This is a genomic window from Streptomyces sp. NRRL B-1140, assembly GCF_001280065.1.
GTDB lineage: Bacteria > Actinomycetota > Actinomycetes > Streptomycetales > Streptomycetaceae > Streptomyces.
The window spans coordinates 18,419-33,243 of sequence record NZ_LGEA01000113.1 but is presented as its reverse complement, the minus strand read 5'-3'; the positions used below and the strand labels follow the sequence as shown (position 1 = coordinate 33,243).

The 14,825-nt window shown below is 68.6% G+C and carries 12 protein-coding genes; 7 read left to right on the top strand and 5 right to left on the bottom strand.

Annotation, left to right across the window (positions count from 1 at the left end):
- Positions 1 to 3: 3 nt before the first annotated feature.
- The 4 genes from ADK65_RS26045 to ADK65_RS39995 all read left to right on the top strand — a co-directional run bounded on the left by ADK65_RS26045 (position 4) and on the right by ADK65_RS39995 (position 3,863).
- Entirely contained in the window at positions 4 to 183 is a 180-nt protein-coding gene (locus tag ADK65_RS26045; protein WP_053673193.1) for a hypothetical protein, read from the top strand.
- Between the two features lie 342 nt (positions 184 to 525).
- Positions 526 to 1,968, top strand: a complete 1,443-nt coding sequence (locus ADK65_RS26040; RefSeq protein ID WP_053673191.1) for an aldehyde dehydrogenase — start codon at positions 526 to 528, stop codon at positions 1,966 to 1,968.
- A 58-nt stretch (positions 1,969 to 2,026) separates the two neighbouring features.
- Positions 2,027 to 3,562: a GMC family oxidoreductase gene (locus ADK65_RS26035; RefSeq protein WP_053673189.1), complete on the top strand. Its 1,536-nt coding sequence runs from the start codon at positions 2,027 to 2,029 to the stop codon at positions 3,560 to 3,562.
- A gap of 34 nt (positions 3,563 to 3,596) precedes the next feature.
- Complete coding sequence (locus tag ADK65_RS39995) at positions 3,597 to 3,863, top strand: NAD(P)H-dependent oxidoreductase (RefSeq protein ID WP_078956148.1); 267 nt, start codon at positions 3,597 to 3,599, stop codon at positions 3,861 to 3,863.
- A 159-nt stretch (positions 3,864 to 4,022) separates the two neighbouring features.
- On the opposite strand, the gene ADK65_RS38670 is transcribed toward ADK65_RS39995, so the two are convergent.
- Positions 4,023 to 4,523, bottom strand: coding sequence for a MarR family winged helix-turn-helix transcriptional regulator (locus ADK65_RS38670; RefSeq protein WP_159038831.1), 501 nt, complete (start codon positions 4,521 to 4,523; stop codon positions 4,023 to 4,025).
- Between the two features lie 282 nt (positions 4,524 to 4,805).
- On the opposite strand from ADK65_RS38670, the gene ADK65_RS26025 reads away from it, so the two are divergent.
- Entirely contained in the window at positions 4,806 to 5,648 is an 843-nt protein-coding gene (locus ADK65_RS26025) for an alpha/beta fold hydrolase (RefSeq protein WP_078956143.1), read from the top strand.
- Positions 5,649 to 5,728: 80 nt separating this feature from the next.
- Positions 5,729 to 6,124, top strand: coding sequence for a 4-carboxymuconolactone decarboxylase (gene pcaC / locus ADK65_RS26020; RefSeq protein ID WP_234352962.1), 396 nt, complete (start codon positions 5,729 to 5,731; stop codon positions 6,122 to 6,124).
- A gap of 208 nt (positions 6,125 to 6,332) precedes the next feature.
- Here pcaC and ADK65_RS26015 read toward each other — a convergent pair whose 3' ends face one another.
- Positions 6,333 to 9,695, bottom strand: a complete 3,363-nt coding sequence (locus ADK65_RS26015) for a discoidin domain-containing protein (RefSeq protein WP_234352961.1) — start codon at positions 9,693 to 9,695, stop codon at positions 6,333 to 6,335.
- 403 nt (positions 9,696 to 10,098) lie between these two features.
- On the opposite strand from ADK65_RS26015, the gene ADK65_RS26010 reads away from it, so the two are divergent.
- Positions 10,099 to 10,725 (top strand): TetR/AcrR family transcriptional regulator, encoded by a 627-nt coding sequence (locus ADK65_RS26010; RefSeq protein WP_053673215.1) that lies wholly within the window; start codon positions 10,099 to 10,101, stop codon positions 10,723 to 10,725.
- 266 nt (positions 10,726 to 10,991) lie between these two features.
- Here ADK65_RS26010 and ADK65_RS26005 read toward each other — a convergent pair whose 3' ends face one another.
- The 3 genes from ADK65_RS26005 to ADK65_RS25995 are packed head-to-tail and all read right to left on the bottom strand — an operon-like array spanning position 10,992 to position 14,808.
- Positions 10,992 to 12,317, bottom strand: a complete 1,326-nt coding sequence (locus ADK65_RS26005) for an amidohydrolase family protein (RefSeq protein WP_053673184.1) — start codon at positions 12,315 to 12,317, stop codon at positions 10,992 to 10,994.
- Positions 12,314 to 13,906: an FAD-dependent oxidoreductase gene (locus ADK65_RS26000; RefSeq protein ID WP_053673182.1), complete on the bottom strand. Its 1,593-nt coding sequence runs from the start codon at positions 13,904 to 13,906 to the stop codon at positions 12,314 to 12,316. Before ADK65_RS26000 ends, ADK65_RS26005 begins: the two co-directional genes overlap by 4 nt.
- Positions 13,903 to 14,808, bottom strand: coding sequence for an alpha/beta fold hydrolase (locus ADK65_RS25995; RefSeq protein WP_053673180.1), 906 nt, complete (start codon positions 14,806 to 14,808; stop codon positions 13,903 to 13,905). The genes ADK65_RS26000 and ADK65_RS25995 overlap by 4 nt, the downstream gene beginning before the upstream one ends.
- Between the last annotated feature and the right edge of the window lie 17 nt (positions 14,809 to 14,825).

Here is a 14,825-nt window from a genome sequence, read left to right as displayed (position 1 = left end):
TACATGATCCACCCGTACTTTGAGCGGGTTGTCGGCCCGCGCATCCAGCAGCCAGCCGTGCCGACATTGCTCGACCGGTTCTGCTTTGCGGCCCGGATCCTGATCGACGACATCACACCTGCCGCGGTCCTGACGTCCATGCCGGGGATCGGCGTCCAGGACGGGAACAAGGATCCTTGGTAACACCGGGGACGGCACCGCTTTCCTGTCCGCGGCTCACCCGGCTTCCTACGCCGGGCTGACGCCCGCCGCAGCTCGGGTTCCCTGCCCCGAGGGAACAGCCTCCCGACGAGGAACAACAGCTCGAGCGGGCTGTCTTCCTCGCCGGTCCGCAGCGGCCGACCTGGTCTCGCGGGCCCGATACGACAAGAAGATCGCTCAGGGATAGCACCACACCGACGTACCCCTCTGCCCCGCGCGACGACGAGCCGACGTGCGCTCAGCGATGCTCCGCGACGGCACCTTTTGCCAACCCCAAGCGCCCCTGGACCAAAGTCACGGGGCCACGATCGTGCGGAGCACGCGATGAGCCTGATGTACAAGTCCCTCTATATCGGCGGCGAGTGGGTCGCCCCCTCGTCGTCATCAACGATCGACGTGATCTCGCCCAACACGGAACAGGCCATCGGACGTGTACCCGAGGCCCTGGAGCCGGACGTCGACGCGGCCGTGGCTGCGGCCCGCAAGGCCTTCGACGACCCCACTGGCTGGGCGAACTGGGCCCCGGAGCGCCGGGCGGACGCCATCGAGCGCTTCGCCGCCGCACTCGACGCCCGCGCGGACGAGATGCCGATCCGCGTCTCCTCGCAGAACGGCATGCCGATCGCCATCTCCGGCCGGGCAGAGAACACCATGCCTCAGATGATGCTGCGCTACTACGCGAACATGCTGCGTACCGGCGAGATCGAGTTCGACAGCGAGCGCGACGGCGTCATGGGCCGGATCCGGGTCAGCCGCCGGCCCGTCGGGGTCGTCGGCGCGATCGTGCCATGGAACGTGCCCCAGACCATCGGCGCCCACAAGTACGGTCCGGCGCTGGCCATGGGCTGCACCCTGGTGATCAAGCCCAGCCCCGAGACCGTCCTCGACGCGATGCTGTTCGCCGAGGCCGCCGAGGAGGCCCAGCTACCGGCCGGTGTGATCAACATCGTGCCCGGCGGCCCGAGGACCGGCGCCTACCTTGTGGAGCACCCCGGGGTGGACAAGCTGTCGTTCACCGGCTCGGAGAAGGTCGGCCGCTGGGTGGCCGAGACAGCCGGACGGATGCTGCGCCCGGTAACCCTCGAGCTGGGGGGCAAGGCGGCGGCGATCGTCCTCGACGATGCCGACCTCACCCAGGACCTCGAAGGCTTCTTCATGGCCACCATGCTCAACAACGGGCAGTCCTGCTACCTGGGCACCCGCGTGCTGGTGCCGGCTTCCCGCTACGGCGAGGTCGTCGACACCATCACCGACTTCGTCCGCTCTCTGCCCGTAGGCGACTCGCTCGACCCCGCTACGCGGGTCGGCCCGCTCGCCACGGCTCAGCAGCAGAAGCGCGTCGAGGACTACATCGCCAAGGGCAAGGCGGAGGGCGCCCGGCTCACCACCGGCGGCGGCCGACCCCGTGAGCAGGGCTGGTTCGTGGACCCGACGGTGTTCGCGGACGTGGACAACCGCTCGACCATCGGCCGCGAGGAGATCTTCGGGCCGGTGCTGTCGATCATCAAGTACACGGACGACGACGACGCCGTACGCGTCGCCAACGACTCCCCGTACGGCCTGGGCGGCACTGTCTGGACCCCCGACGTCGAGCGCGGGCTCTCCGTGGCCTCCCGGATCGACACCGGCGCGATCGGCGTCAACGGCTTCCTGGCAGACCCGGCCGCCCCCTTCGGCGGCACCAAAGCCTCCGGAATGGGCCGCGAGCTCGGCCCGGAGGGTCTCGAGGCCTACCAAATCCTCAAGAGCACCTACCTGCCGCGGTGACCACCGCGTCGGACCATGTCCCCTTCGGCGACCGAGGGGCACGAGAGGAGCATGACAGATGAGCACATCCAACAACGACCGGCCGGAGGCCCTGGTGGTCGGCGCCGGCTCGGCGGGTGCCGTCGTCGCGCGCCGCCTGCTGGATGCCGGCCTGGCGGTCACGGTGCTGGAGGCCGGCCCGTCCGACGAGGCCGAGGCCATCCACGACCCGCTGCAGTCCGTGCATCTGCTGGGCTCGGAGTTCGACTGGAACTTCCGGACTGTGCCGCAGACCAGCGCCAACGGCGTGGAGCTGCTGCAGCCGCGGGGCCGCACTCTGGGCGGCACCAGCTCCCTGAACGGCATGATCTACGCCCGCGGCGTCCCGTCGGACTACGACGCCTGGGTGCTGCAGGGTGCGGCCGGCTGGACCTGGAGCGAGGTCGAGCCGTACTTCCGCAAGCTCGAGGACTACGACGGCGGAGCAGTCGGGGGGCGCGGCGTGGGCGGTCCGCTGCACATCCAGCGCCTGCCCGATCCCTCCCCGATCGTCAGGGCGTTCGTCGAGGCGGCCGAGGAGGCCGGCTACCCCTACAACGACGACTACAACGACGACAGCGGGCTCAGCGATGGCGTCAGCTACCTGCAGACCACCATTCGCGACGGTCGCCGGGTCTCGTCTTGGGAGGCCTACGTCCGCCCCGTTGCCGACAACCCCAGACTGTCGGTGGTCACCGGGGCCACCGTCATCCGGATCCTGGTCGAGGGCGGCCGGGCCACAGGCGTGGAGTACCTGCGCGGCGGTGAGCTCCACCAGGTCCGGTCCGATCGCGTGGTCTTGTCCGCGGGTGTCTTCGGCACCCCACAGATTCTGCAGTTGTCCGGGATCGGTGACGCGGCGCAGCTGCGCTCGCTGGGCATCGACGTCCAGGTGCACGTACCGGGCGTCGGGCGCAACTTGCAGGACCACGTCACCAGCCCGGTCATCTTCGAGACGGCCGAGCCCGTGTTCCCCAAGACCCAGGGACTGGAGGCCGGTGTGTTCGGCCGGACCAGGCCGGGGCTGCTGGCTCCGAACGTGCAGCCGATGCTGATGTCCTTCGTGTACCCCTTCATCAGCGGGCGGCTGCCGGAGTACGGCTTCACCATCACCGGCCAGGTGCTGCACCCGCTCAGCCGGGGGACCGTCTCGCTGCGCTCCGCGGACCCGACCGTGGCGCCGTTGATCGACCCGCGGTACATCTCCGAGCCTGACGACCTCGAGGTCCTCGTCGACTGCTTGCTCAAGATCAGGGAGATCGGGGAGCAGCCGGCCCTGCAGTCCTTGCACAAGGGTGAGGTGCATCCTGGGCCGGACTTCGGCACCCGCGAGCGAGTACGGGAGTACGTCCGCAGGGCGACGGTGACGGGCCAGCACCAGGTCGGCACGGCTCGGATGGGTGTGGACAGCGAGTCGGTCGTCGACCCGACGCTGCGGGTGCACGGGGTCGAGGGCCTGTGGGTCGCCGACGCATCGATCATGCCCACCCTGGTGAGCGGCAACACGAACGGTCCGACCATCATGATCGGAGAGCGCGCGGCCGACTTCGTACTGGGCGCGAGGTCCACCGCCTGATGAGCACCCGTCGTGCGGTCGACCGCCGCGGCCCATAGGCCCCGAGTACATCGGCAGCATTCCGGCAGTCCTGAAGAACGCCATCGACTGGCTGTCTCGCAGCCAACCACGCCGAGGTCGCCGCCCAGCTCACCGAGATCGTCACCGGCTTGCACGGCCACGCGGGCGAGGCCGCAGCCGCCCGATCCGCTTCCGCCGGTTCACTGGGGGCCGGAGCCACAGGGTTCCGGTCGCCTTCGCCCCGCTCGGTGCGTCCGCTGGGCGGGGCAGAGGCTGTCGAACAACCTACTCCCGGCGGTGATCAGGAGCGATGCACTCGACCGTCGCGGACTGCGAGGTCAACGCCAAGGAAAGGTGGGCGACTCGAATTCCTCGACCTCGTGCTGTCCGAGGAACCCGCCGCCCCGGGAAAAGCCGTTCCCTGCTGACCGGCATTTCACTCCCTTGACTTGGGTCACTCTCATGTCGTGTCGGTACCCTCGCCGATTTCATGTATCGCTGCCATGACCCTTCGGAAGGCTGCGACATCGGCCGCTCCGACCCGTTTTTCGAGGTCAGCCTCGAATTCTTCGTACACGTGGTCAGCGACGTATCTGGACTGGAGGCCTTTGGCTGTCGGCTTCACGATCCTCACCCGCCCGTCAGCGGCGCTGGTCTCGATGACCACGTAACCCAATTCTCGTAGTGCCTCTGCCTGCCGACTGACGGCCTGCTTGCTCACCCCGCACGCCCGCGCGATATCAACAATCGTCACCCCGTCAGGGGTCAGGTTTCGCATCACATTTCCCGCGCGCGGCGGCGAGATGTCGTACCCAGCAGCGCGGAGACCATGCTCGACGTAGTTCGTGACGGCAACGACGGAACGGTGGATCAGCGGGATGATGGGCCCTGACGCCGGACGCTGCCCGGACTCATCGCGCGGCTTCCTGTTCGAACGGCCGGGCTTCGACGGAGTTGACACGCACGTAGCTTACACGCCACACCTGATGGGCTGCTCCAGGTGGCGCTCATGTGAAGGCCGACAGGCCACAGTTGGCGGTGGGGGTCCACGTTCTCGCATCAGCGCCCGCAGAAGCGCTCGAACAAGGGCTTCCTCCTATTGCGTCCGGGTTGTGCTCTGGCGGCGCCAGTAGAACCCGCGAGAACGCGTGCGCGTGCTCGGCCGCTCTCGGCCGACCAAAGAATCACGGGCGAAGTCGTCAACTGGTTGACTAGATAATTGTGATCGACATACCCTCGCCCCATGACTACGCCCTGGCCGCGTTTTCCCCACAGCAATGCCGTACTGGCCGGTGACCACGAGACTTTGCTCAGTCAACTCACCTCCGGGCCTGCCGGTGAATCGTCGACGGTCCTGTTCGTTCACTCCGCCCTCCTTGATCGACACGCCTGGTATCGGACGATGTACGAGATCGCTGGCCGGCTTTCCGTCACCGGAAAACCATTCACTCTGGCCGCCTATGACCTTCGTGGTCACGGCGCGGCCGCAGCAGAATCGATCGTCTCAATCGACCAACTGGCTCACGACCTCCTCGCGATCTGCCTGAACCTGACCACCAGGCCGGTCCATGTTGTTGGACTGTCCCTGGGTGGCGCAGTGGGGCAGGCGGCCGCGCTGGCCTCACCCGACCGCATCGCATCCCTGGCGCTATTGGGAACGTCCTCCCAGTTCCCGCGGGCCGCCATGTACGACCGTGCCACGCGAGGCAAAGTCAATGGAGTCGCCAGCCAAGTCGACGACACGCTCGCCAGGTGGGTATCGGATCCTGCGGCAGACAACGAGGTGAACGGCTACATCCGGCATGCTCTCGCGCAGATCACACCGGAGCGCTGGGCTCAAACATGGGAAGCGTTGGGGCGATTCGACGTAGTGGATCACCTGCCCGGCTTCCGTTGCCCTGTTCTCGCTCTGGCCGGCACCCGGGATGTCGCCTCGCCTGCCGAAGCATTGGAACTGATAGCCAAGTCAGTAGCAGATGGAACCGTGGAATACCTCGACACGGCCCATTTGAGCGCACTGGAACGGCCCCTCGAGGTCGCCGTTCACATAACGGACCACCTGCTTCGGGTCTTCGGTCGCGATTGAGCGGCGGTGTCGCCGACCGAACGCGTTCCACCCAAGTGGAATCGACGATTTTAAGCGTTCCTCCAAGTAAGGAGAATTCGGTGCTGAATCAAGATCTTTTCGACCAGGGCCTCGCCACCCGCCGCAAGGTGCTGGGCGATGCCTATGTTGACGCCTCCCTGGCCTCAGCCGACAGCTTCTCCAGGGACATGCAGGAGCTCGTCACCCAGTACTGCTGGGGCGACATCTGGAACCGCCCGGGCCTCGAGCCAGCACAGCGGAGCATGATCAATCTGGCCATGCTCGCGGCGCTGAACCGCCCGCACGAACTGGCAACGCACGTCCGCGGCGCCGTCAACAACGGACTGTCGCCCGAGCAGATCAAGGAGGTACTCCTGCAAGTAGCTGTCTACTGTGGAGTACCCGCCGCGCTGGACAGCTTCCGGGTGGCGCGTGAGGTCCTCGCGTCCATGACCGCGTCACCCGATGGTCACTGAGCTCGTCGCAGCACCGGAATGATCACGTGTTGCGACGCTTCCTGGAATCCGCCCGGTCTGCTCCGGCCCCAGCTTCGCCGGGACGGCTGTGCCGGGCGACTCGCTGGGGGCGAGAATGCCGCCGGGCCGCGTCGTCGCTTTCTCCGGGGGTGCGGCGGTGCAGGTCGCGGTGAACGCCCTGCACCGCCGCCCGTCCCGGTATGACCCGCTACTTGATGCGGATCTCGGCGAGCTGGAGGCGGTACCTGTTGGTCTCGTCCGAGGCGGGCTTGCCGAGCTTGGAGACCTTCAGGCGTAGATAGCGGCCGGTGGCGGACGTGAGGGTGTACGTCTGAGCGGCTCCGTTGGGGTTGGGTTCGGCGGTGACGGTGCGGGCGGTGGCGTAGCTGTTCGTCCCGCTGGGGCGGGTCTGGATCGTGAAGTCGACGGGGAAGCCCGCTGTGCCGCCGCCCGCTGCGCCGGCGTCCGTGCGGGGGTGCAGGGTGACGGAACCGATGGCCCGGTCGGCGCCGAGGTCGACCTCGATCCACAGCGGGGTGGCGCTGACGTCGGCGGAGGGGAAGTCGATGCTGGTGAAGCCCTTGGCGCCGGTCACGCTGGTGAGCTTGCCGTCGAGGACGCGTGTCTTACCCCAGTCGCCGTTCTCCAGCGTGTAGTTGGCAGTGACGGCGGTCGCGGCGGTGGGGACGGTGAGTTCGGCGAGCTGGAGGCGGTACTTGGTGGTCTCGTCGACGGGAGGGGTACCGAGCTTGGTGGCCTGCAGGCGCACGTAGCGGGCGGTCGTGGTCTTGAAGCCGTACGTTTGCACCAGCCCGCCCGGGTTGGGTTCGGCGGTGATCGTGCGGACGGTGGTGTAGGTACTGGATCCGTCGGGGCGGGTCTGGATCGTGAAGTCGACGGGGAAGCCGGCCGTGCCGCCGCCGGCCGCCGGGGTGTCGGTGCGGGGGAAGAGCCGTACGGCGTCGAGGTCGGTGTCGGTGCCGAGGTCGATCTCCACCCAGACGGGGTTCGCGCTGACGTCGGCGGAGGGGAAGTCGATGCTGGTGTAGCCCTTGGCTCCGGTCACGCTGGTGAGCTTGCCGTCGGTGAGCCGGTTCTTGCCCCAGTCGCCGTTCTCCAGGCTGCTGTTGCTGGTGACGGGCCGGCGGAGGGCGAGGTTGTCGAGGCGGCCGGCGCCCGTGACCGTGAACGTCCAGCTGCCCGGCTGGAGGGTGAAGTGGACGTACGAGGAGTCCTTGCTCGCATAGCTGAGGCCGGGGACGCTGCCGGTGGCGGCGCCGCCCGTGAAGACGGTGGTTCCGTTGGCCTTGATGACCGGCGATGAGCCGCGGTACGTCGGGACACCCACCCGCGCGCTCGTCGCACCCGGGGAGGTCAGGGTCAGGGTGACCTGGTCGCCGTCACGCGTGATGCCGAAGCGGATGTCGCCCTTGACGGTCGGCGTGACCGTGTTGATTTTCGTGAGGGTGCCGGTCTGCGGGACGACGTCGTACGTCTCCCAGCCGGGCTTGGTGGGACGGACCCCGGCGGCGTAGGCGGACAGGGTGTACAGGGGGCCGCCGTTCCAGGCATGGTTGTCGGTGCCGCCCGACTTGTCCCATATCTCCCACAGGGTGTAGCAGGCGGGGTCGGCGACCTGGGCGGCGTAGCGGTTACGCATCCGCTCCTCGGCGACGGTGGCCGCTCCCATGAGGTAAAGCGCTTCCAGGACGTAGAACTCCATGTAGGGGCTGGCGTTGAGGTGGGTGCGCAGCACCTCGGTGATCGCCCGGTGGCGGGAGGCGGGCGCGAGGCCGGCGACGACGGCGAGGCCGTTGGCGCGGTCATCGGTGTCGCCGTTGTAGCCGGGTGAGCGGTACTCGTTCCTGGAGGTGTTCCACAGAACACGGTCGAAGTTGGCCTTGATGCTGTCGCGCTTGGCCTGCCAGGAGGCGACGTCGCCGCTGTTGCCGCTGAGGCCGGCGAGGGTGATGGCCGTGCCGAGGGCCAGGTAGTACCAGCAGTTGTCCAGGACGCGGGCGTCGATGTTGCTGCCCCAGTCCTCCCAGTCCCAGTCCCCGGCGCGGTGGCTGACCAGCCCGGCCGAGTCCAGGCTCCACAGGTTCAGGTAGGCCTTCACCGCCGGGTAGGTGCCGGAGACGGCGTCGGAATCGCCGGTGTACAGGTGGTACGTGCCGAAGGCCCACACCGAGGCGAGCATCTGGACGGGCAGTTCAGCGGTCCAGATGGTGGAGGGGATGGGGGAGTACAGCACTCCGCCGGGCTTCTGCCAGGCGGTCAGCTGGGCGATGGCCTTGGCGCCGAGGGCGTGGGAGCGGGTGTCGAAGGTGTAGAAGCCTTCTTTGAGCTGGTTGACCACGTCGCCCCACCACTGGGCGCGCTCGCGGGTGGGGCAGTCCATGTAGTTGTCGCGCATGTTGACGTACATCGTGCGCGCCGCCTTGCCCCAGAGGGTGTCGAAGAAGGCTTCGTTGCTGCTGAAGGAGCCGGCGAAGTCGGTGTCGTAGCCGGACTCCCGGTACTTCAGGTCCAGGACGGTGACGCCCGTGGGGATCGTGTACTTCACCGCCGTGCCGCTCATCCAGGCCAGCGCCTCGAACTCCTGGACCCCGCCCACGCAGACGTAGGTGGCGCGGACGTTGTTCTCCGCCCCGGGTGTGAGGCCGGTCAGGCCATCGCCGTCGGCGTAGTGGTCGGTCTGCATGCCGATCACCGCACCGGCCGGAGCATCCACCTTCAGATAGGGCGTGACCTGGAGGTTCGACGGCAAGGTGGCCGTGATGGCGGTGGCGCCCTGTCCCGTGGACGGCAGCGACGACGCGTTGCCGTAGGACTTCAGGCCCGAGTACCGGAACTGAGGTACCGGCCGGCGGACGAGATTGTTCCAGGGCGCGGCTCCAGCGGCTCCGAGGTCGGTGGGGGCGTTCCACCCGCTGTCGTCGAAACCGGCCGACTCCCAGGCGGCCATGGCGGTGGCGTTGCGGGCGTCGTAGTAGACGTTCGACTCGGGCAGACGGAAGTTGACCTGGGTGCCGCCGGTGTTGTTGGAGTAGCCCGGGTGGACGATGTGCTTCCAACTGGTGTCGCTGACGAGCCGGGTGGTGGTGGAACCCGTGGTGATGTCGGACTGGAAGAGCAGACCGCCCTTGCCGCTGCTGCTGTGTGAGAAGCCCTGCTTGCCGAAGTACCACACCAGCAGCGCCACCGTGTTGCGACCGCTCGTGAGGTACGGGGCGAGGTCGATCTCGTCGTAGTAGGTGCCGGTGCGGTCGGGGCCGCGCTTGAGCTGCCCGTCGAAGACGACGAGCGTGCCGTTGACCCACAGCCAGTACTTGGAGTCCGCCGCGATCTGCGTCACCGCCTTGGACGGTGCGGAACCCAGGGTGAACGATCTGCGGAACGCCACCCACTGGTTCGTCGAGCTGGATGGAGCCCAGATCCACTTCGCGGTCCAGGAGACGGCGGCCGACGCCACGGGAGCCAGACCCGGCACAAGCACCGAGCCGAGGGTGGGTGTGAGCGCCACGGCTATGGCGGAGCACAGGACGGACCGGCGCGTTACAGAGGACATGCGGGCTCCTACTGTCGATGTGCGGTGATGCGGGGGTTGGGGGGCGCGGAGACCGGGGAAGAGGGGATGCGGCGACGCCACGGTTTTGAATCGTTTCATTCCGGTGTTTGCAGCGGGAATTCTTTGCCGCTCGGCGAGAAGGTGTCAAGGTCTGTGCAGGCGGGAATTCGGCCGTGGCGTGCCGGGGAGGTTCGCCGAAGCGCCGCCGGTGGTGGCCGTGCAGTGCCTTTCCTCGGCCGCGTGCCGGGAAAATGATCAGGCGTCTCGTCCGATCGGCGACCTCTATATCGGCTACGGCGTTACTGTTATGGTGCTGGCCGAGGAGGTGGGACGTTCCGTGGTGGACCCTGTGCCCGCGCGAGCGGACGCGGCAGCGGCTCGGCGTTCTCCGGGGCGGCCGCCGGTGCCGTTGGAGCGCATCGTCGCTACAGCACTGCAGATCGTGGACGAGGAGGGCTCGGACGCTCTCTCGATGCGGACGCTGGCCCAGCGTCTGGGCTCGGGCACGGCGACGCTGTACCGGCACTTCGACAACCGGGCGGCGCTGGTCGCCCATGTCGTGGACCGCATGTTCGGCAGCGTGGAGCTGAACGGCGACGAACTCACCGCTCTGGGCTGGGAGCGGGCGCTGCGGACGGTCGCCCACACCATGTTCGACGCCTTGGCCCGGCACCGGAACGCGGCGCGCCTGCTGGTCGAGCAGATTCCCCTTGGGCCCAACGCCATGGCACTGCGGGAGCGCTGCGTCGCGGTGTTGCTCGACTGTGGCTTCCCGCCGCGAGTCGCCGCGTACGCGTTCGCGACCCTGGCCCGCTATGTCCTCGGGTTCGCCGTGCAGGCCAACGGGCATGGCGGCGCAGGACAGCCCGACGACGCCCAGCCGGCGGCCGTCTTCCAGAGCGTTGATCCGGACCTGTTCCCGGCCACCGTCACCGTGGCCGGGGTGTTGCCCGTTCCGATCGAGGACGAGTTCTCCTTCGGTCTCGAGCTTCTTCTCAGCGGGCTTGCCCATCTGCGCGACGAGGCCTGACAGAGCGGCGCGATCACCCTGGCAAGTTCTGCGAACGGATTGCTCCTTCGCCACGGAAGGTCGTCGAGACCGGGGAGCGGTATACGGCCCCGGACGATGTCAGCGGCGGCAGGAGTGGATCGTTCTGCTCCTGACGTGCCAGTAGAGTGCCGCCCCGGTGGTGCCGAGTCGACTGCCGAGCATTCGCATGGGCGGGGAGACGTCGCGCCGACGACGAGGGAGTGTCGCGCGCGGCGCGCGTTCGTGCCTTCGGGGCTGTTGCGGTGTCAGGTGGGGGAGCCCGCGGGCCGGATGGTGTGCAGCAGTCGTTCTCCGGATGCGTAGAGCCGGTCCTTGACCTCGTCGAGGCCGGACGTGAGCAGGGCGTGATCGCGTTTGCGCCAGGTGCCGGCGACCATCACGGCCTCGATGTTCGCGATGTCGGCGTGCAGGACCGTGGCGACAGGGTCGTGCGCCGGCCACAGGTTGAGCGCCCGGGCGTCGACGGCGACCAGGTCGGCCTGCATGCCCACCTCGATCCGGCCCACCTGGTCGGCCAGGCCCAGCGCCTTCGCCCCTTCGGCGGTGGCCCAGGCCAGCGCCTGCTTGGCGGTGACCGAAGGGGTGTCGGCGTGCGTGCCGGTCGTCTGCCGGTGCTGGGCGTGGTCCAGGCTGCGCTGGTGGGCCAGGGCGATCCGGGCGGCCGTCAGGAGGCTGCCGGGTACGGCGGTGTCGATGTCCGTACCCAGGGAGGGCGCCGCCCCCGAACGCAGCAGGGAGCCGGTGACGGGCGTGCCGTGTCCCTGGCCCAGTTCGTTCTCGGGGGTGGTGGTGAAGGTGACGCCGGCATCGACGAGCGTCTTGATCCAGTCGTCGGGCAGGTCGATGCCGTGCACGATGTTGGTCAGGGGGCTGAACAGCCCGGCGGCGCGCAGGGCCTCCCAGCCGGGTGAGGGTTCACCGCCGCTCTGGTGCGTCGAGACGACGAGACCACGCTCCGCGCCGGCCCGGAAGTCGGCCACCGCGGTCTCGACGGAGGAGTACTGCGGCCCCTGGACCGCCATGCCCAGGGTGAGGAGGGCGTGGTCGCGCACGGGCCCGTCGAGCAGCCGGTCGATCTCGGCGAGCGGATGGGGGGCTTCAGGGGAACGGTAGGGCGTGCCGTGCAGGAAGACGGCGCGGATCCCGGCCTGGACCAGTCCTTCGACGGCCGCGTCGGCGTGCTCGGGCGACAGGACGTTGTGACACCAGTCGCCGAGGGTCGTCGTTCCGCAGTTGATCTGGCTCAGTGCGCCGGCGAGATTGCTGATGTGCATGTCGGCCGGGGTGTAGTGCCCGACGCACTCGCCGTGCAGATGGGTGAGGTACTGCATCAGCGTCCAGTCGGCGCCCACGGAGCGCAGCGCGGTCTGCCAGGTGTGCAGGTGGGCGTTGACCAGGCCGGGGATGACGATACGGCCGGAGAGGTCGACGGCATCGGCGTCGGGCGCCTCGATGTTCTCGGCCAGGGCTGCGATGCGGTCGCCGTCGACGAGGATGTCGAGGGGCTCGGCGTCTGGCCGGCCCGGCGTCATCGTGATGACGCGCGCTCCGCGCAGCAGTACGGGGCTCATGCGGTGGCCCCCGAACCGGGGGAGGGGTGGCTGCGCTGGGGCATGGTGCGGCTCCTTGCCTGCGGGGTCATCGCCCGGACGGCGGTCTGTGTGGTGCTGAGGAAGTCCCGGGTGGCGATGTGCCCGATGTAGCCGTCGGGACGGATCAGCAGCAGCGTGTCGCCGGTCAGGCCGTAGGCACGCCGCAGTGTGTTCTTCGGGTCGGAGAAGGTGAGGCCGTGGGCGGCGGCCGGTCCGACGGTGAGCCGCTTCAGCCGGGCGCCCGCGGTCGGCCAGGGGAGCTGTTCGAGGTCCCGGGCGGCACCGTGGCCGTAGGCGATGGCGGTGAAGTCGGGCCCGCGGAAGGCGTCGAACAGCCGGGCAGGAACGCCGTCGGCGTCGAGCAGCTCGGCGTCCGGGGCGCGGTCACCCACGCGCAGTGTCCCGGTGCGCATGCCGTCGGCGGGGGCGAGCGGGCCGCCGTAGTAGGTCAGGGTGAGTTGCTGCTCGTCCTTGCCTCGTTTCATGCTCGACGGGTCGAGCTTGGCGATGCCGCCCCACTTCTCGGTGGACAGGCCCAGGACGCCGGCGGCGATCGGCTGCCGTTCGGCTTCGTAGGTGTCCAGCAGCTTCGGGTCCGCTCCGGCGAGGACCTGGCCGAGTTTCCAGCCGAGGTTGTAGCCGTCCTGTATGCCGGTGTTGAGGCCCTGGGCGCCGGCCGGGGTGTGGACGTGTGCGGCGTCACCGGCGAGGAAGACACGTTCTCGGCGATAGCTCTCCGCCAGGCGGATGTTGGGCCGGAACACCGACTTCCAGTGGATCTCGTGGAGTTGGATGCGCCGGTTGTGGGTGTGGTCGTGGATCCGGTTGAGGATGCCGTTCTTCGTGGAAGGCGGTTCCTCGTCCGGCGTCAGCCGGATCATCCACTGGAACATGTCGCTGCCGGGGAGTGGGCAGGCGCCGACGAACTTGCCGCTCCGTCCGGGCCACATGTGCCACCGGTCACGGGTCAGACCGGTCACCGAGGCATCGACGATGAGCATCCGGTCGCTGTCGTCCGTCGTCCCGACGAAACCGACGCCGAGCTGCCTGCGCACCGCGCTGGAGCCGCCGTCGGCGCCCACGAGATAGCGGGCGGCGATCTCCTCGGTGCCGTCTGTGCCCGTCACCTTGGCGACGACCGTGTCCTCGTCCTGTGTCAGCTCGGTCAGTTCCCTGCCGAACTCGATCACGCCGCCGAGCTCGCCGAGCCGGGCGTGCAGGGCGCGGTCGGTGCGGAACTGAGGGATGAGCCAGGTGTTCGGATAGGGGACGTCCGGGGTCGCCTCCTTGTGGGGGAACATCTTCCACGGCACGGCGAGGGGTCCCGCATGGATCCCGAGCTTGGGGTAGATGCTGCCGCCGGCCAGCACGTCGTCGAGGGCGCCGAGGTCTCCGAGGACTTCGAGGCTGCGGGGCTGTACGCCCTTGGCGCGGGAGCCGTCGAAAGCATGGGGAGCCCTGTCGACGATCCGTACGTCCAGTCCCCGGCGTACGAGGTCGATCGCCAGGGCGGTACCCGAAGGTCCGGCGCCGATGACCAGAACGTCGATGACCCGCGGGTTGTTCACGAGTCGAGCCTCTCGCTCTGTGCGGTCACGAACGGGGCGATCTGGTCGGCGACGTTGTGGGGCCGTTCGAACGGGGCCATGTGCCCGCATTCCGGGATCACGTGATGGTGCCGGGGCTTCAGCAAGGCGCGTGCCGTGTCGAAGTGGGCCAGTGGCGTGACGTCGTCCTCGTCGCCCCACAGGAGCAGTGTCGGGATGCCCAGCGTCCCGGTCTGGCGGAAGAGGTCGTCACGGCCGGAGACGGGCAGGTGCTGCAGCGTGTCGAAGACCGCGTACAGCGAACCCTCGAAGCGGAACGAGTCGAGGACCATCCCGGTCAGCCGCGCACCGAGCTCGGGGTCGCGGACGTTGTGCCCGAGGTGCCCCTGGAGTATCTGACGTCCGCGTCGCCGGGCGACGAGGCCGGCGAGCAGATCGCTGCGCAGCAGCCGGTGAGGCGAGGTCGGTTGCGGTTTCGCGAGACCGGCGGGGCCGACGATGGTGAGGGTGGCCACCGACGATCGGTGCCGGGCGGCGTAGGTCATGGCGACCAACGCGCCCATGGAGGTACCGACGAGGTGCAGAGGCCGCCCCGTCAGTCCGAGCCGGTCCGTCAGCTCGGACAGCTGCCGCGCGAACAGACCCTCGTCGTAGCGCGCCCGCACCCGGTCCGAGTAGCCGCGGCCGTACGCGCTGCAGGTCAGCGTCCGCAGGCCGCGGGCGTGCAGCTCGGTGACGAGACCGTCCCAGTAGAACAGCGGGATGGTCAGTCCGCCTGCCATCACGACCACATCCCCGTCCTCGGGGCCGGTCAGTTCGTAGTGCGTGACGCCGTCGGACAGCTCGATGAAACTGCCGCGCAGAGCTCGCCGTGACGCGGGGGTGAGGTGGAGGTCCTCGCCTGACGCGACGAAGTACTTCATGGAACGGGCCTCCTCGG